The sequence below is a fragment of the Comamonas denitrificans genome, assembly GCF_017368815.1.
Taxonomy (GTDB): Bacteria; Pseudomonadota; Gammaproteobacteria; order Burkholderiales; family Burkholderiaceae_C; genus Comamonas; species Comamonas denitrificans.
The window spans coordinates 56,837-76,740 of record NZ_JAFNME010000015.1 but is presented as its reverse complement, the minus strand read 5'-3'; the positions used below and the strand labels follow the sequence as shown (position 1 = coordinate 76,740).

The 19,904-nt window shown below is 56.4% G+C and carries 15 protein-coding genes; 3 read left to right on the top strand and 12 right to left on the bottom strand.

The annotated features are described in order from the left end of the window. From J1777_RS08450 to J1777_RS08405, 10 genes are all read right to left on the bottom strand, one after another. Positions 1-1,755: type VI secretion system Vgr family protein (locus J1777_RS08450; protein WP_207575312.1), on the bottom strand; the 1,755-nt coding region annotated here is incomplete at its 3' end. A gap of 89 nt (positions 1,756-1,844) precedes the next feature. Beyond that, positions 1,845-4,562: a type VI secretion system ATPase TssH gene (gene tssH / locus J1777_RS08445; RefSeq protein WP_207575311.1), complete on the bottom strand. Its 2,718-nt coding sequence runs from the start codon at positions 4,560-4,562 to the stop codon at positions 1,845-1,847. Between the two features lie 38 nt (positions 4,563-4,600). After that, positions 4,601-5,644 (bottom strand): type VI secretion system baseplate subunit TssG, encoded by a 1,044-nt coding sequence (gene tssG, locus J1777_RS08440; RefSeq protein ID WP_207575310.1) that lies wholly within the window; start codon positions 5,642-5,644, stop codon positions 4,601-4,603. Next, a complete protein-coding gene (gene tssF, locus J1777_RS08435; RefSeq protein WP_207575309.1) occupies positions 5,608-7,323 on the bottom strand; it encodes a type VI secretion system baseplate subunit TssF in 1,716 nt (571 codons plus the stop codon). Before tssF ends, tssG begins: the two co-directional genes overlap by 37 nt. Positions 7,324-7,325: 2 nt before the next feature. Further along, on the bottom strand, positions 7,326-7,745 hold the full coding sequence (gene tssE / locus J1777_RS08430) for a type VI secretion system baseplate subunit TssE (protein ID WP_207575308.1): 420 nt from the start codon (positions 7,743-7,745) through the stop codon (positions 7,326-7,328). Between the two features lie 136 nt (positions 7,746-7,881). Beyond that, positions 7,882-8,370, bottom strand: a complete 489-nt coding sequence (locus J1777_RS08425) for an Hcp family type VI secretion system effector (RefSeq protein WP_207575307.1) — start codon at positions 8,368-8,370, stop codon at positions 7,882-7,884. A 190-nt stretch (positions 8,371-8,560) separates the two neighbouring features. Further along, positions 8,561-10,045 (bottom strand): type VI secretion system contractile sheath large subunit, encoded by a 1,485-nt coding sequence (tssC, locus tag J1777_RS08420; RefSeq protein ID WP_207575306.1) that lies wholly within the window; start codon positions 10,043-10,045, stop codon positions 8,561-8,563. A 4-nt stretch (positions 10,046-10,049) separates the two neighbouring features. Then, positions 10,050-10,547, bottom strand: a complete 498-nt coding sequence (tssB, locus tag J1777_RS08415; protein ID WP_207575305.1) for a type VI secretion system contractile sheath small subunit — start codon at positions 10,545-10,547, stop codon at positions 10,050-10,052. 94 nt (positions 10,548-10,641) lie between these two features. Beyond that, on the bottom strand, positions 10,642-12,243 hold the full coding sequence (gene tssA / locus J1777_RS08410; RefSeq protein ID WP_207575304.1) for a type VI secretion system protein TssA: 1,602 nt from the start codon (positions 12,241-12,243) through the stop codon (positions 10,642-10,644). A gap of 184 nt (positions 12,244-12,427) precedes the next feature. Beyond that, positions 12,428-13,363 carry a PhoH family protein gene (locus J1777_RS08405; RefSeq protein ID WP_207575303.1) on the bottom strand — a complete coding sequence of 312 codons (936 nt, stop codon included), beginning with the start codon at positions 13,361-13,363 and terminating at the stop codon, positions 12,428-12,430. A gap of 77 nt (positions 13,364-13,440) precedes the next feature. Between J1777_RS08405 and ruvA the strand changes: the two genes are divergently transcribed. Further along, complete coding sequence (gene ruvA, locus J1777_RS08400; RefSeq protein ID WP_207575302.1) at positions 13,441-14,019, top strand: Holliday junction branch migration protein RuvA; 579 nt, start codon at positions 13,441-13,443, stop codon at positions 14,017-14,019. Positions 14,020-14,083: 64 nt separating this feature from the next. Next, positions 14,084-15,154, top strand: coding sequence for a Holliday junction branch migration DNA helicase RuvB (gene ruvB / locus J1777_RS08395; RefSeq protein ID WP_207575301.1), 1,071 nt, complete (start codon positions 14,084-14,086; stop codon positions 15,152-15,154). Between the two features lie 70 nt (positions 15,155-15,224). Here ruvB and J1777_RS08390 read toward each other — a convergent pair whose 3' ends face one another. Both J1777_RS08390 and J1777_RS08385 read right to left on the bottom strand, forming a co-directional pair. After that, positions 15,225-15,533, bottom strand: a complete 309-nt coding sequence (locus tag J1777_RS08390; RefSeq protein ID WP_207575300.1) for a c-type cytochrome — start codon at positions 15,531-15,533, stop codon at positions 15,225-15,227. 99 nt (positions 15,534-15,632) lie between these two features. Continuing rightward, positions 15,633-17,366 carry a nitrite reductase gene (locus tag J1777_RS08385; protein WP_207575299.1) on the bottom strand — a complete coding sequence of 578 codons (1,734 nt, stop codon included), beginning with the start codon at positions 17,364-17,366 and terminating at the stop codon, positions 15,633-15,635. Positions 17,367-17,666: 300 nt separating this feature from the next. On the opposite strand from J1777_RS08385, the gene J1777_RS08380 reads away from it, so the two are divergent. Beyond that, positions 17,667-19,898, top strand: coding sequence for a TonB-dependent hemoglobin/transferrin/lactoferrin family receptor (locus J1777_RS08380; RefSeq protein ID WP_207575298.1), 2,232 nt, complete (start codon positions 17,667-17,669; stop codon positions 19,896-19,898). The last annotated feature ends 6 nt before the right edge of the window (positions 19,899-19,904 follow it).

Here is a 19,904-nt window from a genome sequence, read left to right as displayed (position 1 = left end):
GGCAATCGGGGCGGGGGGCACGCCCCCTGTCACGGTCATTTTGTAAACCCCGGGAACCTCGTGCTGGTACGAGGTGGACGCAAACTGCATATGGTCATTGGTGCGCAAATGGGCACCCTTGACCGCCCCTTGGCCCAGGCTGAAAGCACTGCCCGTGGGGGTGCTCATCAGCATCATCTTGCCTGCGGGGCGGTCTTCCATGGCCAGCACATGCCCGCCAGGGGTGCTTAAGCCACTTTGGGTCACATTGCGCTCATTGACCCGATTTGGGTTGGCAGAGTTGGGCACGCTGCCCACGATCACGGGGCGATCTGGATCGCCGCCAAGGAAGGACACCAAGACTTCTGCCCCTTTCAGCAGCGGGAAATTCATGCCGTGCCCACTGCCGCTGGAGGGGGTTGCCATGCGCACCCAGGCCGAACCGCGCGTGGCATTTTTGGAGCCGCGAATAAATGGGAAGCTCACTTTGTAGCAGCCATGCTCATTGAGTAAGGGCATGTCGCTGTGCTCATCGCCTTCGACAATGGCACTGAGCAGGCCTTGCACCCAGGGTTTGGGGGTGGTGCAAGCAGGGCGAAATTGCACATCCACAGGCAGGGCCACAAAGCGCGTTGCCACATTGGCCGCCATTTCGCCGCCCTGGCCTAAGCCAGGCAAGGGTTGGTAGCCTTGGTGGCTCACCTCAATCACGTGGTAGGTGGTGTTCAGCAGCAACCGGGGGTGGCCCGCCAGCAGCACCGGGTAGCCGGCCCGCACCTGGCCCGCCCGGCCTGCCCCATGAAACTCACGGTGCCGGCAACCAATGGCCTGCGCCCGCCGCGTGGCCAGCCATTGGCCCGCTTCGGTGCTGCCAAAGTGCTCGCCATACACCCCGCGCACCCCGATAAATCCGGCGGACTGGGCCAGTTGCTGGTGCTGTTCAAGCGGGGCATCGGCGGCCAAACTTGCGGCCGCGACAGAGGCGCTGCAGTGCAGTTGCACATCGGCCTTGCTGGCGGAGAAATCTTGCAAATGGATCTGGGCCACTTGCTGGACGAGTTTGCGCTCAAAGCTGCGCACCACCGCCAGCCCTTGCCCAACTTCCAGCTCCGAATCCTGTCGGCGATAGGTCAAAACGCTGGGGGTTTGGGGTTGGTACTGCCGATCGCCACAGAACACCAAAGCCTCGCCTTGCGCACCTTGCTCAAAAAAATAATAGATGCCAAAGTATTCCAGCAAGCGCGAGAGAAAGGCAAAGCTTGACTCCTCAAACTGGCAGGTAAATGGCGCTTGGGTCAGTGCAATATCTTTCAGGGGGATGCGGATATCAAAGTCGTAGGCATCCACTGGCGCACCACTCAGACCTGGCCCTTCGACCTTCAAATCAGCCAGCAGCAGAACGTCGCGAATCAGTTCGGGCAGGCTTTTATCCAGCCAGATTTCAGAAAAATAAAAGTGCCGCAGCTTGGTCACCCGTGGCTCGAGAATGACCTGGTAATAGTGGTAAATCGCATCTGAATCAAGGTAGGCCACTTCGGTCACCACACCGTGGTAGGTATGTGGCGCTGCGAGTTCTTCAAAAAAAGTGAGCACTCCACGCTCGCCTAATAAAGATTCATCATTTAAAAGGCTATTTTTCGTTGCTAATCGAAGCGTAAAGCGATATGGTTTTGATAGCTTATCTTCGCCCTGCCATTGCTGCACCCAGAATTTTTCCAGCAGCAAGGAGGGGGCAAGGCTAGAAAACGTACACAGCGGTGAATCAGAAAGAGACATGGGGCCATCCTTATGGAATAAAAAAAAGGGGGGGAGTGCGTCCCCCTTTCACAGGCAGTGGGTGCTACCGGGGCGAGGCCGCCTGGCCATCAAACAGCGGTGCGCTGGACAGGGGGTTCTGCCGCCGCCTCCTCGGCGCGAATGATCCACTCCCCCTGGGCATCTACGGCAACGTGCAGCGCGCTCAGTGGGCGCTGGTCGGCCACTGCGGCGAGCAAGAGATCGGAGAGGCGGGGGGTGAGGCTTTTGCGCAAGATGAAATCAATATTGCGTGCCCCGCTTTCCACCTCGGTGCAGCGGGCGGCAATGGTCGTGGCCACTTCGGGCGCAAAGTGCAAGCAGACCTTGGACGAGGCCCACAAACGCTCGCTCAGGCGTTCAAGCTTGAGGCGCACAATCCCCGCTAATTGTTCATTGCCCAGGGTAAAGAACGGCACGATGGTCATGCGTGCAAGCAACGCTGGCTTGAAGTGGCGTGACAAGATGGGCCGGATTTTTTCCAACAAGACATCGCCATCAGGCCGACCCGAGGCGCACAGATTTTGAATTTCTTCGGTGGCCAGGTTGCTCGTCAGTAGCACCACGGTGTTGCTGAAGTCGATCTGCCGCCCTTCGCCGTCGGACAAGCTGCCCTTGTCAAACACTTGGTAGAAGATATTCACCACATCCAAATGGGCTTTCTCCACTTCATCAAGCAGCACCACCGAGTATGGGCGCTTGCGCACCGCCTCGGTCAGCATCCCGCCTTCGCCAAAGCCAACGTACCCGGCGGGCGCACCCACCAGCCTGCTGACGGTGTGCTTTTCCTGGTATTCGCTCATGTTCACCGAAATCATGGCCTGCTCGCCACCAAACAGGTGCTCGGCCACCGCCAAGGCGGTTTCCGTTTTGCCCACGCCGGACGGCCCGACCAGCAAAAACACCCCCAGCGGCTGCTGTGGATCACGCAGCCCCGATTGCGCTGCTTTCAGGACTTCGGCGATTTGCTCCACGGCGGCATCTTGGCCCCGAATGCGGGCCTTGATGTTGTCTGCCAAGGCCAGCACACCGCCAGCGGCATCGCGCAGCACCTTGCCCAGTGGAACGCCCGTCCAATCGGAAACCACCTTGGCAATGGCATCGGGATTGACCTCGGTGAACAACAGTGGCTGCTCTCCTTGCAGCTCCGCCAAGGCTTGACGGGCTTGCTCCAAGGCGGCTTGGCGCTCACTGAGCGGTGCCAGTGGCGCAGTGGGGTGCGCATCTCCTGGCGCGGCTGGCGGCACGTCTTGCTCTGTCAGCGCCAGTTGCCGACGGGCATCGAGCACGCGCATGGCCGCTTGGCGCTCTTGCGTCCACCGGGCTTCTAGCGCGGCACGATCCGCTTCGATGGCATCTAAGGCTTGCGTAATGGCCACCAAGCGCTCGCTATCCACTGGGAAACCGTTATCACGGTCGCGCAATAAGGCGCTTTGCTCTCGCCCCAGGGCGGACAACTGGCGCTCCATCTGCTCCAACTCTGCTGGCTTAATTCCTAGTCCAATGCGCACCCGGGCACTGGCGGTGTCGAGCAAATCAACGGCCTTGTCCGGCAGCAAGCGTCCGGTGATGTAGCGGGCCGACAGCTCGGCGGCGCTCACGATGGCATCGTCGCGCACACTGACCCCGTGAACTTTTTCGTAATGCTCTTTTAAACCACGCAAAATCAACACGGCGGTTGGCACACTCGGCTCATCGAGTTTGACCAACTGAAAACGCCGTGCCAAGGCAGGGTCTTTCTCAAAATATTTTTTGTATTCTGACCAGGTTGTGGCGGCAATGGTGCGCAGCTCGCCCCGCGCCAAGGCGGGCTTGAGCAGGTTGGCGGCATCTGAACCACCTGCAGCGCCGCCCGCACCAATCAGCATGTGGGCCTCATCAATGAAGAGGATAACCGGCGCAGTGGAGGCCTTAATCTCTTCAATCACCCCGCGCAAGCGATTCTCAAACTCGCCTTTCACGCTGGCTCCGGCCTCCAGGGCCCCTAAATCCAAACTCAACAGGCGGGTGTTTTGTAAGAAATCGGGCACTTCATTCTGACTCATCAGCAAAGCCAGGCCTTCAACGACGGCAGATTTACCCACCCCCGGCTCCCCAACCGCAATGGGATTGTTTTTTCGACGGCGGGCGAGAATATCGATCATCTGCCGAATTTCGTTATCACGACCAAAAACCGGGTCAATGCGGCCAGCTGCCGCCTTGGCCGTCAGGTCTTCACAGAACCGAGCAATATTGTCTTCCGCAGCAGTCCCCGAGCTGCCAAGGCTTGACCCCGATGGCTTGGCCGAGGCTTGTAAACTGTCTGAAGGCCCTTCGCTAGAGTCTGCGAGCAATTGGGCAAACTCTGCGGTTAATGCATCCTTGGAAATAGGCTTGAGTATGTCCCCATACCGGGTGCCCGCCGTGTAATACCCCAAGCGCGATACCAAGGCCAGCAACAATGCGCCCCCCCGAATACGGCTTGCGCCTACGACCAGCGAAGCCATGAGCCACGCATCCTGAACCCACTCGGTTAAAAGGCTGGAAAATACGGGCCGTCCAGGGTTTCCGTTTTTTAATTGCGCCAGAGTTTCGTCAAGCATCGCGCCCAATCGAATCGGATCAATCTCAAAGCGCACCAAAATACGTGCTACATCCGCATGGGGATCATCCAATAACTGGCGCAAAAAATGCTCCAGAGAAATCTCATAATGTGTGCGTGCCAGCGTCAGTCCGGCAGCATTTTCCAGGGCTTTGGTACTAAAAGCATTAAGCCGTGCAAACAGCGGCTTGAGTTCTACTTGAATCATCGGGGAAAATCTCCTTGGACATTATTGGACTACTCACTTCAAAATGAAAAGCTTGACGACGTGTTTAATGTGTTGCTTGAATGCTCAGATGCCATCGCCAGCATGAATACCACCTCAACCGGATCGGTACTTGTGTGCTGGCCGCCAGCTTCACCCAGCCAAGTATCCATCCCTAAACGCTGCCAGCCTTGCCCCAAGGCTGCGCACTGTCGCTGGTCCCGTGCCAACCGCACCACCAAACGGCAGCGCAGTGGTGTTTGCAAATACAGCGTGACCAGCCGCTCAAGCTTGGCATACAACTTGTGTCCAGGAATGAGGGCCTGAAAACGCTCTGCGCACAATGGCCCAATACAAATATCAACCGCACCACTGCGGTCCATGACTTCGCGTCCTAGCAGGCTGTCTTCCCCCAGCACACCACACTGAATGCCCAGGTAAGTTCGCGCCGAATGGTCAATATCCAAGCGCGTTTCCACGCAAGGCACCACTTCGACCGGGTCGCCATGGAGTGCGGCACCCACCAGCTGTTGTAAGCCTTGGGCCGAACGCGGATATTGATTAAACAGTCCAGCGTAACGCAACAACTCCTTGCTACTGTCGCGCTCCTTGGCATGGGTGTCGGCCATTCCAATAAGGGCTTGGAGATGGCGTAAACTTTTTGTTTCTCGTCGCTCGGTAATATCAAGCCAGATTCTGTGCTTTTCCCAGGCCCGAAATAACAGCGGATAGAGCGCAGCATGCAAAATATCGAGAAAATCACGGCCCGCTGAATAACCCTGTAATTGCTCCTCGATTAGATCTTCGGTGTAAAACGTGGGCAGTGGCGAGGTGACCCCGTATAAACCAAAAAAATTGGCTTCAATCCGATAGCGGCCACTGGCATCACGTTCAATATGATTGATATCCCGCTGGGGAAAACCCAAGCCTAAATGTGGCCGAATGCGGACATTGTCAGTAAACGCTTTCTCGTTGGGAAAACGCAAGCGCAGCAAGCGCAAGGCCTGAAAAAATGCATACTCTCTGCTATCAGTGCGCAACGGATCCATTACAGCAGACGTTGTTGCCCAATTTTCGCTGGCCATTTCAAAGTCTCATGATTAACAGTGTCAAAAAGTATGAAAGCCGTGAAACTATTGATTGCCGTACAGCCAGCAAAAAACTCATCAAGTACACAGCCAAACATATAAAAATTGCCAGGACTCAGAAAATGATCCCCCCGACAATCCACGCGCACAACGTTCCCCTCGACGGGAAGTCCACGAATAAATCTTCGCTCTGGCGTAACCGTCACCTTTTCGATAGCATCAATGCGCCGTTGATTCGCATCGTGCGCCCCTTCGCCGATGGTGGGTAAGTATAAGGAAAGCAGGTTTCGCAAATAATTGCAATCAGCCAATCGAAAATGGTTGGCATTGAGCTGCGAAAGCATCCGCCACAGCAGTTTGTCATCAAATTTAGGCGGTTGGCATGGGGTAATACCACGGATATTTTTAAATTCTACCCTAGGTGGCGTATTATCGGATGGCTGGTTCAAGTCACCCAGACGCAAACTCTCCGGAAGTTTGCCATTGGTGCATAGCAAATCAATCGATAAAGTCATCTCGCTGGGTATTTTTCCTTCACTATAGGGTAGACTGATATAGTGATCGTACCCGTGCATATCAATACTTGATGCGCGAATTCTCAGGTTATAGGTATCATGCTGAGAAAATGTGTTGAATTGTTTTAATGGTCTTTCGCCATCGCCCGCTACATAGGCGCTGACATTCAATATCGAATGAATGCGAATACTCATGCGCTGACCGTGGTCAGCAGGCTGAATGCGGTAATCTGTTTGTTTGTGGTCAATCCGCAATGGATGGGCTTGCTGATTAAATAAATTAATAACCGGTGTTACCCCTAGCATAAAGCTATTGCTTGATAACTCCATGGTCCAATCAGGTAAGTTTTCAAACATCAGCCGGACGCTAAACTGTCCTCCTGCTTCGCGGGCATGCCACTGTTGAAAACCAGATAATTCAACAAAAAGAAATTTCTCTGGTAGCGCAAAATATTCCTGCAAACAACGATAGGCGGGGTGTGCATTATTAGGAAAAGGCAAGAGCTGGTTATTGGTATCAAAACCGACACTGCGCAAGTACTTGGCAGGCAAGAGTGTTACCGGCTGACCAGGTGCAGCAATGCGAATTTCTCGCAAATTAAGCTGCAGTAGGCGCATGAGTTTGGATGCATCGGCTAAACCCCCCCCGAGGTAAAAGCGCAGGCTGTCAGATTTCCAATCGTTGGGATTGGCGACAGTCAAAGAAAAATTCAACACAATACTGCGCTCTTGGCCACTGCCCCCTTCCCATTGCGAGGACAGTAGCTGCAGTGGCTCCAGATCCACGGGTGCGGTACTGCGAAAGCGTACCCGTTGGCCATCCACGGGCACGGAGAAGACTTCGCAGCCTGCCTCTATGTGCACAGGGGCTTGCAACGCTGCACGTGGTTGAAATTGCAGCAAGGTCATGCACGGCAGCGGCTGCAAATAATGGGGGTAGAGCAGTTGGGCGAGCTCTTGAATAAATTCTGGAAATTCATCATCAAGTCGCTGCCGCACCATTCCTGTCAGAAACGCCACCCCTTCGAGCAAGCGCTCAACATCCGGGTCACTGGCAGAATCAATCCCTAGCAGTGGTGCCAGTGCAGGATTGGTTTGTGCGAATTCATTGGCCAAGCGGCGCAGTTGCGCCAGCTCATTTTGATAATGACTATTGAGCATGATTACTGCATGGCGAGCGAAACATGACCATCTGAAGATACCCGTGTTGCTAAATGAATTGGAATATCTCGGTTATCAATCGCTACCAGTCCTTCCAAGGAAAAACTAAGCGATAAAACCTCTTGGGCACCTTCTACAACCTGGATGCGTGGTGACTTTAAACGTGGCTCATACCGGGCAATCATGCGGGTCATGTTTTCAATGATTTGTGTTGTTTGTCCGACTGCAAATGAGCCCGCTAAATTAGTGAAATCTGGAACGCCAAATTCATTATCAATGGGTACACTACCCTGCCGTGTATTAAGAATGCGCTGTAAATGAGCGACGATTGACTGTGTCAGTGCCTCAGCTTGGGTTACGTGTGTGCGACTGTTATCGGCCTGAAGCAGCATGACGCGCTCTAGTAATCGCCTTTCTTTCAAAGCTCACCACTTTCTTTAAAAAACAACCTGCATTTATTATTTAATATTAATTTTTTTATAATGCGGTTAAATAAAATAAGTGCCATAAAAAACACCACTTAGCCACAGTGTCCAAGTGGTGTTCTGATGAAAACAATTAAGCTTTTGGAGCCAGCCAGGAATCTTCGGCTTCAATACCATCTGGCACCCAAGTCCAAACGATTTTTTCGTATGTAATGCCAATATCTTCCATGTGACCCATCTGTTTGAAATTTGGGTCAAGGGTATTCGGCACCCAGGTCCGGGCTGAAACAATTACAGCATTGCTCAAGGTGATGGTGTAGTATTTTTCTTCAGTGCCTTTTGGGGAAATGCGGTAAAACTCCAGCACGACAGATTTCATTTGCTCGCCGGAAGTCAGTGCTTGAAACAGCTTGGGCGAGGATTTGTCTACCTCTTTAGTTAAGGTTATGCCTTGGTGGACGCGTTTACCCGCAGGCAAGCCTGTTTGGGGATTTTTTGGAATATCAACCAGATGTTCAACCGCTTGAACCAAGATTTTGCCGTCGTGGCCTTGAATTTTAGTGGAACCTTCAATTTTGCCTTGGTTTTGGCCTTCCAGCATCAGGTAGCATGGCATTGGCATAGTGTGTACTCCGAATTAAAATAATAAATCAATAACACAATGAAGAATAAAATTTCATCGCAGTGTGTTACGCTATTTTATGATTACCCAATAAAAACTATTATTAGGCAATCACTTGCACAAATAAAATCAAAAAGACTTTATTCATTTTTTAATAAATCAACTTGGTGAAATTACGCAAGCAGTGTGATTAGCTCTTGTCCAGCTTGCCCACCAAGGACAGCGTGAACGAAGCGCCCATGTACTTAAAGTGGGGGCGCACCTTCAGTCCTACACGGTACCAGCCCGGATCGCCATCGACATCGCTGACGGTAATCTCTGCTTGGCGCAGCGGTCGGCGACTGCGTACACCTGCCGCAGGGTTGTCCATATCCGCCACATATTGGCGAATCCACGTGTTCAGTTCACTCTCTAGATCGCCGCGCTCTTTCCACGTGCCAATATTTTCACGCTGGATGACTTTGATGTAATGTGCCAAGCGGCTAACCACAAAGATATAAGGCAGTTGGGTGCCGAGCTTGTAATTGAGCTCTGCGTCCTTGCCTTCCTTGTCATTGCCAAAGAACTTGGGTTTCTGGCAGGAATTGGCAGAGAAAAAAGCGGCGTTGTCTGTGTTTTTGCGCATGGTCAAGGCAATAAAGCCTTGCTCAGCCAGCTCAAACTCACGGCGTTCTGAAATCAGAACTTCGGTCGGGATTTTGGTTTGGATTTCGCCCATTGCCTCGTAGTTGTAGATGGGCAAATCATCCACCGTACCCCCGCCTTGCGGACCAATGACGTTGGCACACCAACGGTACTGGGCAAAGCTATCGGACAAGCGGCTGGCAAAGGCAAACGCGGCGTTACCCCAAAGGAAGTTTTGATTGCCACCACTTACGCCTTCGTTGTACCGGAAGGTTTTGGCCGGCACGGTATCTTCTCCATACGGGGTGCGCAGCAGAAAATGTGGCAGCGTCAGCCCGACAAACCGTGCATCCTCGGTTTCGCGAAAGCCATTCCACTTTGTGAACTGGGGGCCTTCAAAAACGGCCTGCAAATCTTTCAAATTGGGCAGATCAGCAAAGCTATCGACCCCGAAAAATTGGGGGCCAGCGGCAGCGATAAATGGGGCATGGGCCATGGCCGAGACGGCCGCAATCGATTGCAACAGCTTGATATCTTGGCTGCCAGGATTGAATTCGTAGTTGCCAATGATGGTGCCAAAAGGTTGGCCGCCAAATTGGCCAAATTCGGCGGTATAGACCGCTTTGTATAAGCCTGAACGGGTGATTTCGGGGGCATCTTCAAAGTCTTCCAGCAGCTTTTGCTTGGAGACGCTGAGAATTTCAAGTTTGTTGTTCTCCCGAAAATCGGTGCGGTCCACCAAAAATTTCAGCGATCGCCACGCTGACTCCAGCTTCTGGAAGCGCTCGTTGTGCATGATCTCATCGACTTGGCGGCACAGCTTGGCATCCAAGTTGGCGATCATGTCGTCAATCACCCCCGCGCCCACTTTTTCTGTCTGGCGTGCTGGCTCCAGCAGTTCGGCAACAAAGGCTTCCAAGCCCTGGCGCGTGATTGAATAGGCTTCATCCCCTGGTTTAACGCGCGTGGCATCAATGAGTTGGTCCAGCAGAGAGACGTTTTCGAGGGTTTGCGTGGCGCTATCGGCAACGTGGCTTTTTTCTTCACTCATGGGCTTACTCCTTGTCTTTGACACCCAGCTCAGCAAGCAGACGCTCCCGAGCGCCTTCGTCATTCATCAATGACTGCAATTGCTTGCGAAATTCTGGAAGATTGCCCATTGGGCCTTTCAGCGCTTTAAGGGCATCACGCAGTGCTATTAATTTTTGTAGTTCAGGAACCTGATTGACAATGGCATCCGGCTCAAAATCACGCAGCGATTGGAAGCGCATCGTGATGGGCAGTTGCTCATCTTCGGCTGCGTTTTCGCTCAGGCGGTTGGCAACGTTCAATTGCAGGCTCAAGTTTTGGCCCTTGAGTACGTCCGAGAAATTATCTTTATCGACGCGGATAGGCTTGATATCTTCAAGCGGGGTGTCGTCTTCACGCAAAGTGAAATCGCCCAGAACCAATTGTTTGAGCGGCAGTTCAACTTGCTCTTGTGCGCCCCCGGTGTCTGATGTGTAAACAATATTGACGCGCTCTTTGGGCGCGACAGAACCATCACTAGCCATTTTTTTACTCCTAGTTACTAGGCTCAGTAGCCATTCATGACCCCAAAATTTTTCTAATTTCGGCGGATCTTTAATGTAGTGGTTCTTTGTGGTTTTAACCAGATTTTGAGCTACATAGATACCAGTAGGCCGACAAATCCAACGCGGCCAATTGCTCGGCCCACGCTGTGGTGGCATCGCTGCTTGGGTAGCCCAGCGCGGATTCCAAGAGCGGTTGCACCAGCGCAGGCTCCCAGTGTGCAAGCCGCTGCTCCTGGGCTTGGCGCAACAGCCCGGCCAGCGCAACTTGCAACTGTGGGGAGGGGGCAAAGCGGTCTAAAAGCTCGTACTGCGCCTTGCGCAGCCGAAAGCGATCACGGCCATTGCCTGCTGTGGGCAGGCTGGCTTGCAGGTGGGTGAGGGCTTCTTTGAGCTGCCCATTGGCAGCGCTTTGCTGGGCTTGGTCAATCACCGTCTGAATGGTGTCAGCGGCGGTGGTGGTGCTGCTGCTGGCAACGGGGTTCAAGCCCTGCAGCCAGCTGCGTGTTGCGCCATCGGCAAACGGCTGGCCATTGGCAAAACTGAGCTCCACCAGCACGGGCAGCCGAGCCAGCAGCTGGCGCACCTCCCCGGCCAAGCTGGCCGCCGCGTTGGCGGCAGACTCCCCCAGCCGCCCTAAAGCCGCATGGCTCACTCGGTTCAGGTCCAGCCAAAACGGGTAGGCCACTAAGCGCCGCTCGCAAAAACGCACGATGTCCAATGGCTCGCCCACGCTTTGCAGGCGTGCCAGCGTCTCGACTTCGCTATCGGGCGGCGGGGGCAGGCGCGTGGTCATGGAATGGCCTTGTGCGGGCGGTGGCTGCTCCAAGGTCAGCCAGGCCATTTGGCGGGTGAGGCGAAAGAGCAGCGGCAAGCCGGTGCGCGATTCAAGGCAGAACTCAACCAGCGGAGAAAGCGTAGCCAGCGTGCCAGTGACGGCGTTTTCAATGGCTTCGTCACTGTCCACGGCCCCAATGGCGGGCGCTGGGCTGAGCAGCGGCAGCTGTGGGCGGGGCGTGCCGGTGGCTAAGGCGGAGTTGGGGGAGGACGGCGCATCCACCGCAGGCGTGTCCATTGGCGGCGCACTGGCGGCCATGGCGGGGGTTGGAGGCGGCAGCTCAGGGGCCGGCTCGGCGCTGGCTTCGACGGGCAATTGCGCAAGGCGGCGGCGCAAGCGAAAGAATGCCGGGCCATCATCGTCATGCTCACGCCAAAAGGCATCAATGGCATCCCAATCTTCGAGCACGCTGTGTAGCTGCTCCTGTGTCAAAGGGGTGAAGCTGTCTTCCAACTTGGCTTCCAGCCACTCCAGCATCCATGCGGCCCGATTGCGCCGGGCACGCAGGCGCGATGGGGGTGGGGTCATGCTGGGCCAGAAATGCTCGAGCAACTCGCGTACCACATGGATGCCCGTGGCCAGCCCCAGCAGGCCACGCGTTTGGGTCCAGGCACACAGCAGCCAAACGGCGGCGTTGAAATCTTTGCCCTCATCGCGCAATACGGTGGCGCATGCTTGGGCTAGTTTTTCCCATTCCACGCTGGACGGGGTGTGGATATTGGTCAGTTTGTCGATCTCTGCCTGTGCCAGCGCAAAAGCGGCGCTCTCGCGCGGGTCGGTACCGACGGGGTTTGCGTCGGTGATGGGGAAGGCACCCAGCGCCTCATCAGGACAACTCATAGATCAATTCCTCGGCGTATGACAATGACCCGGCCCACTGCGCTGGAGCGGCCTGCAGTGAGCAGCGCGGTTGCAAAGCACCATAAATTATTTAAAAAACAATAGCATTTTGCGCTTTATTTATATAAAAATTTTATGTTTTTAATCTATAAATTATTTGTATAAAGCAGCTACAGCTATCAAATTAGGCGCGCACCTGGGCATCGTAAGCATCAATGATCCGCGCCACCAGGGGGTGGCGCACCACGTCCTGGCTGCCAAAGTGCGAGATGGCAATGCCGCGCACGCGCCTGAGCACGCGCTCGGCATCAATCAGGCCGCTGGCCGTGCCTTTGGGCAGGTCGATTTGGCTGACATCGCCGGTGATCACTGCCTTGGCACCAAAGCCGATGCGCGTTAAGAACATCTTCATCTGCTCGGGGGTGGTGTTTTGCGCCTCGTCCAGAATCACAAACGCATTGTTCAGCGTGCGCCCGCGCATGAAGGCCAGCGGCGCAATTTCCAGCACATTGCGCTCAAAGGCTTTTTGCACCTTCTCGTAGCCCATCAGGTCGTACAGCGCGTCGTACAGCGGGCGCAGGTAGGGATCGACTTTTTGCGTCAAATCGCCGGGCAAAAAGCCCAGGCGCTCGCCCGCCTCCACCGCCGGGCGCGTCAGCACGATGCGCTGCACGGCGCTTTTCTCCAGCGCATCCACCGCGCAGGCCACGGCCAGGTAGGTCTTGCCCGTGCCCGCTGGGCCAATGCCTAAGGTGATGTCGTGCTGGGCAATGTTGTCCAGGTAAATGGCTTGGTTGGGCGTGCGCGCGCGCAGGCTGCCACGGCGGGTGTGCAGGCTGGGGGCATCGGGGTCGGCCTGCAGCATGTCCTTGTCGCCGGCCAGCAGCAGTTGCACGGCATCTTCGATGATCGGGTCATCGGCCATTTCGTACAGGGCCTGCAATACGTCCAGCGCTTGGTGCGCCTTGGCCTTCACGCCATCAATTTTGAACTGCTCGTGGCGGTGGGCGATTTTCACCTGCAAGCCGTTTTCGATGGTGCGCAGGTGCTGGTCGGACGGGCCGCACAGGTGCGCCAGACGGGTGTTGTTGTGCGGGGTAAAGGTGTGGCGCAAGATCACGCGGATAATTCCAAGACAGTAAGAACGTGCAAAGCTTGCCCCGCACGCTCCAGAAAACAAAGAAGGACGAATCCGCCATGATAGGCAAATTAACCGGCACCCTGACCGATAAACATCCCCCCGAGGTCATCATCGACTGCCACGGCGTGGGCTACGAGGTGCAGGTGCCCATGAGCACCTTCTACCACCTGCCCGCGCTGGGCCAACCCGTTAGCCTGCTCACCCACTTCATCGTGCGCGAAGATGCGCAGCTGCTCTATGGCTTTGCCACGCTGCAAGAGCGCCACACCTTTCGCCAGCTGATCAAGGTCAGCGGCGTGGGGCCGCGCACCGCCCTGTCCATCCTCTCGGGCCTGAGCGCGGATGATTTGGCCCAGGCCGTCAGCCTGCAGGAGGTGGGCCGCCTGGTGAAGGTGCCCGGTATCGGCAAAAAAACCGCCGAGCGCTTGCTGCTGGAACTCAAAGGCAAACTCGGCGATGCCCTCACGGCCAATCTGCCCCTGCAAGCCAGCACTGCCGAACGCGCCGACATTCTGCAAGCACTGCTGGCCCTGGGCTATAACGATAAAGAGGCCAGCGCCGCCCTCAAAGCCCTGCCCGCCGACGTGGGCGTGAGCGAAGGCATCAAACTGGCGCTCAAAGCTCTGGCTAAATAATTTCAGCCAAATCGCCACTTAACCCTTGTGCAGCAAGCGCTAGCAGCTATTGATTTAGAAAACCATGAGCATCCACACCGAAGATTTCGGCCTGGGCAACGCCGCAGCGGCCACCACCGCCGCACCCGCCCCGCGCCTGATTGCCGCCACCAGTGCTTCGCGCAGTGAGGAGGCGCAGGAGCGGGCCCTGCGCCCCAAGCTGCTGGATGAATACGTCGGCCAGGCCAAGGCGCGCGAGCAGCTGGAAATCTTTATCGGTGCCGCCAAAAAGCGCAGCGAGGCGCTGGACCATGTGCTGCTGTTTGGCCCGCCCGGCTTGGGCAAAACCACGCTGTCGCACATCATCGCCGCCGAACTGGGCGTAAACCTGCGCCAAACCAGCGGCCCGGTGCTGGAAAAGCCCAAGGATCTGGCCGCCCTGCTCACCGGGCTGGAGGCGGGGGATGTGCTGTTCATTGACGAGATTCACCGCCTCTCGCCCGTGGTGGAAGAAATTCTCTACCCCGCGCTGGAGGATTACCAGATCGACATCATGATTGGCGAAGGGCCGGCGGCCCGCTCCATCAAGCTGGATTTGCAGCCCTTCACCTTGGTGGGTGCTACCACCCGTGCCGGGATGCTGACCAACCCGCTGCGCGACCGCTTCGGCATCGTGGCGCGGCTGGAGTTTTATACGCCGCAGGAGCTGGAGCGCATCGTCACCCGCAGCGCCAGCTTGCTCCACGCCCCGATAGATGCCGCCGGCGCGATGGAAATCGCCCGCCGCTCGCGCGGTACGCCCCGCATCGCCAACCGGCTGCTGCGCCGCGTGCGCGACTTTGCCGATGTGAAGGCCGATGGCACGATCACGCAGACCATCGCCGCGCAGGCGCTGGCGATGCTCGACGTTGATCCGGAAGGCTTTGACGTGATGGACCGCAAGCTGCTCGAAGCCGTCATTCATCGCTTTGACGGCGGCCCGGTGGGCGTGGACAACATTGCCGCCAGCATTGGCGAAGATGCCGGCACGATTGAGGATGTGATTGAGCCGTACCTGATCCAGCAAGGCTTTTTGCAGCGCACCCCACGCGGGCGCATGGCCACCCAAGCAGCATGGCGGCATTTGGGATTGCAGGCACCGCCGCAGGGCAGCTAGCCAACCAAACAAAGAAAAAGCCGCCACCTTTTGACAGGTTGCGGCTTTCGGTGGTTTAGTCGAGGAAGGATTACTTCATCGACAAAATCCAGGTCACCAATTGCTTGGCTTCGGCTTCGGTCACTTTGTTCGGCGGCATGGGCACGGGGCCCCAAACGCCTTTGCTACCTTCGATGATGGCTTTTACCAAAGTGGCTTCAGCGTCTTTTTGACCGCCAAATTTGGCCGCTACGTCTTTATAGGCGGGGCCAACCATTTTTTTATCGACGGCGTGGCAGGCCATGCAGTTTTTGGCCTTGGCCAAAGCCTCGTCGGCCATGGCGGGGGCTGTAGCCAAAATACCAGCAGCCACAGCGGCAAGCAGAGCAAGTTTTTTCATGGAAAAACTCCTGAAGTTAAAAAGTGAAAAGGACGGGGTAAGACAAAACCTGCCCTCCCCATCCTGAACGTTTACGGTTAGCTACCGTTTACGCGACGCTTAGTAAACGTCGTGTTGGGTGTTGTAAACGTTGAACTTGCCGGTGGGGGTGATCAGACGTTTGTCTTTGATCACAGTCTTGCAAGCGCGGGTTTTGTCATCCACAACAACGATAGCAGATTCTTTGTCTTTGGCGCTCCAAACCGAGAACCAGACTTCGTCACCGGCCTTGTTGTATTCCGGCTGCACTACGCGCTTGGCACCGTCGTCTTTCAGGCCAGCGCAGGCGGCGATATCGATCACTTGGTAGCCTTTGTCCAAGTTGTTGATATCAAACACGGCAATGCTTTGGCTGATCTTGGCATCGGGGTTCAGCGTGGTATCGACCCACAGGTTGGTGGACTTGGGGTGGGTTTTGATGAACAGCGAACCACCACCCTGGCCTTTGAGGGTTTGAACCACTTTCCAGGCGTGGTCTTTGTTTTTCTTTGGATCGGTGCCGATCAGAGAAATGCCCTCGTCACCCAGGTCAGACGTTGCCCACACCGGGCCAAATTTGGGGTGCTTGAAGTTGGCACCGCGCCCAGGGTGGGGGATTTTGCCGACATCGACGATGGCTTCAAGCTTGCTTTCCTTGGTGTCGATCACCACGATCTTGTCCGAAGCGTTGGCAGCGGTCATGAAGTAGCGGCCCGAAGCGTCAAAACCGCCGTCGTGCAGGTACTTGGCCGTATCGATTTGCTTGGTCTTCAAGTTGGTCAAGTCGGTGTAATCGACCATCCACACTTTGCCGGTTTCTTTGGCGTTGACCAAGAACTCAGGCTTGTTGTGGCTGGAAACGATGGCCGCCACCCGGGGCTCGGGGTGGTACTCGTTGTTGATGTCCATGCCGCGCGTGCCGACCACTTTTTTGGGCTTCAGGGTGTCGCCATCCATCAGCACGAACTGGGGCGGCCAGTAGGTGCCGGCAATGGCAATCTTGTCTTCCCAGCCTTTGAACTTGGAGGTTTCCACCGAGCGGGCTTCCAGACCGACTTTGATCTCAGCGACGTTGTCGGGTTTTTCCATCCACAAGTCGATCAGGTTCAAGCGGGCATCGCGGCCAATCACGTACAGGTAGCGGCCCGAAGCGGACAGGCGCGAGATGTGCACGGCGTAGCCGGTTTTGATGATGCTGATGATTTCCTTGGTATCACCGTCGATCAGGGCGATCGTGCCGTCGTCACGCAAGGTCACCGAGAAAATGTTCTCGATGTTGTAGTTGTTCATCTTTTTGGTGGGGCGCTTGTCCACAGGGATGTATTCCTTGCGGGTTGCTTCCATGTCCGCTAAGGAGAACTCGGGCGGTGTCGGGGCATCGTGCTGGATGTAGCGGGCCATCAGATCCACGGTGGCCTCGTCGAACTCACCCGAGGTTAGCCAGTTGGGCATCCCGGCGGGGGAGCCGTAAGCGATGAAGGTCTTGAGGTACTCGGTGCCTTTGTCGTTGGTCAGATCAGGGGTCAAAGGCTTGCCGGTTGCGCCTTTGCGCAGCACACCGTGGCAACCGGCGCAGCGCTCAAAATAAATTTGACGGGCGCGGGCAAATTCCTCCTCGGTCATGGGCGGGGCTTTGGGGTTGCTCGACTGGTGCATAGCGGCACCGGCCAAGGGCGATGCAGCGCCTTGGTACTGGGCTTCTGCCGCAGTGGTTGGGGTGGTGGCTGCGCCAGGTTTGGCTGGCTGGGCCACGGCGGCCAACGCCATCGAGGACAGGGCCAGAGCGATAAGACTCGTTAGTTTGCGGGTTTTCATGCAGGAAACTCCTTGTTATGCCGCCGCCCGAAACTCCCTCCCGTCCTAGGGGATACCCCGCTGTGGGCCGCGACAAAGCAGCAGGGTTTTCCAGTTATTGTGGAGAGCACAGAAGGGTTTTTATTTGATTTATCTCAAATACGAATGCAGTGTCTATCTTTTCTTGGCATTGCGGGAAAGTACTCCATAATCAACGCGAAACTCCTTGTTTCTTGAATCGTTCTTGCTATGGCTTTTACCCTGTTGCCTTCTAATCTTGTGCTTGTTCAACGGCTTAACCCCGTCTGCCTTGGTGTGGTTTTGGCCTGTAACGTCTTATCGCTCGCCCAAGCCCAGGTCGCCACGCCGACGGCCCATGCCACCTTGCCCACCGTCGTCGTCAGCGGCGCGCGCATGGAACAGGCTAATGACGACCTGCCCCTGTCGGCGGACATCGTCAGCGAAGAAGGCCTGCGCGACCAGCAAAGCCGCAATCTGCGCCAGGCGCTGCAAGACCTGCCCAATACCGAGGTGCGCAGCAGCCCGGCGCGGCTGGCCGTGGGCGCAGGCTCGGCCGCTTTCGCGCGGGACGGCAACATGGGTATCCAGATTCGCGGCCTGGGCGGCAACCGCGTGTTGATGACGGTTGATGGCATTCGCATGCCACGCAGCTACGTCTCGCGCTCGGCCATGTTCGATCGGGAATACCTCACGCTGGAGACGTTCAAGCGCATCGAGCTGGTGCGCGGCCCAGCCTCGGCCCAATACGGTGGCGACGGCATGGCGGGGGTGGTGAACTTTGTCACCCACGACCCTAGCGACTTTCTAAAAGCCGCTGACGGCAGCAGCAAAACCATGGGCGGGCGCATTGCCACTGCCTGGAGCGAGGAAGACCACAGCACCAGCCTGACCGGCACCGTGGCCGCCCAGGCGGGCGAGCAGGTGCAATGGATGCTCACCGCCTCGGGCCGCCAGGGGCATGCAATGCAGACCATGGGCACCGATGGCGCAGCCAACAGCAACCGCACCAAGGCCGACCCCTTGGATACCAACGACCAGGCCGTGCTGGGCAAGCTGGTGTGGAAACCCAATGGCCTGCAACGCCATACCTTTACCGTGGAACATTCGCGCAAAAAGTTGGATGCCGATTTGCTCTCCAGCCGCATTGCCACCCCCAGCAAACCCAACGATGTGGTGAACGAGTTCACCACCAGCACCATTGAGCGCAATCGTTTGGCGTGGGATGGGCGCTTTGGTCTGCACACCGCCGGGGCCGACCATGTGCGGGCCATTGTTTCGGTACAGCATGCGCAGTCGCACCGCCTTGGCCAGAGCTTTTTAAACAGCGGCGTACACCGTGTGCGCGACAACCGCTACGAAGAGCAGACATGGCAACTGGGCCTGCAAGCGGACAAGGTGCTGCGCTACCCAAGCTGGTCATCCCGCTTTGTCTATGGGCTGGATTGGGTGCGCAACAGCATCAGCAACCTGTACACCGGCCAAGCCCCCCTGGCCCCAGAAGTTTTCCCGCTCAAACGCTTCCCCGATACCCATGAAACCAGCGCGGGCCTGTTTGTGCAAAACGAAACCGTGCTGGGCGATTGGACGATTACGCCCGGGCTGCGCATCGACCACTTCCGCATTGATGTGCAAAACCAGGATTTGTACTTTCCGCCGGCCCCCCAACCCGCTAAGAACATGAGTGGCACAGCCGTGCTGCCCAAGCTGGGGCTGCTCTACCGCGCCACGCCCGAGTGGAGCGTTTTTGGCCAGTACGCCACCGGCTACCGCGCCCCCGAGGCGGGGCAGGTCAATGACCGCTTTCGCGCCCAAGCCCTGCTACCCGGCGTGGGCATGGTGGACAACTACATCATCGCCAACCCCCACTTAAAACCGGAACGCAGCCGGGGCATGGAGCTGGGCGTGCGGGGCCGCATGGAGCGCTTGAACCTGGACGTGGTGGGCTTCTACAACCGCTACAGCAACTTGATTGAAGATGCCCGCCTGATTGAGCGCACCCCGTTAAAGCAAGTCTTCCAGACTGTGAACATCACGCGCGCCAAGATTTACGGCTTTGAAGTCAAAGGTATTTACGACTGGGGCCACGTGGGTAGCAACACCGACGGGCGCTTGCGCAGCTCTTTTTCGTATGGCCAAACGCGGGGCAAGGATGTGACCAGCAACAGTCCGCTGAACTCGGTCTCACCCGCCCAGCTGTCGGTGGGGCTGCGCTACGACACACCGCATTGGGGCGTGTACGCCAACGCCCGCCATTACGCCGCAAAGCGCGATCAAGACATTGATTTGGTCTCGATTGGCAACAACAAGGCCGGAACCACCCAATTTGCTACGCCCTCAGCCACCACCTTGGATGTGGGCATGCAATGGCGGCCCCGCAGCAATGTGCGGCTGAATCTGGCGCTGAACAACCTCACCAACCAAAAATACTGGCGCTGGGCTGATGTGTATGGGCAAGCGGCCAATTCCCCCACCATTGACGCTTACACGCAACCGGGGCGCAATATAAAAATAGCACTAACCGCTGATTTTTAAACGCGT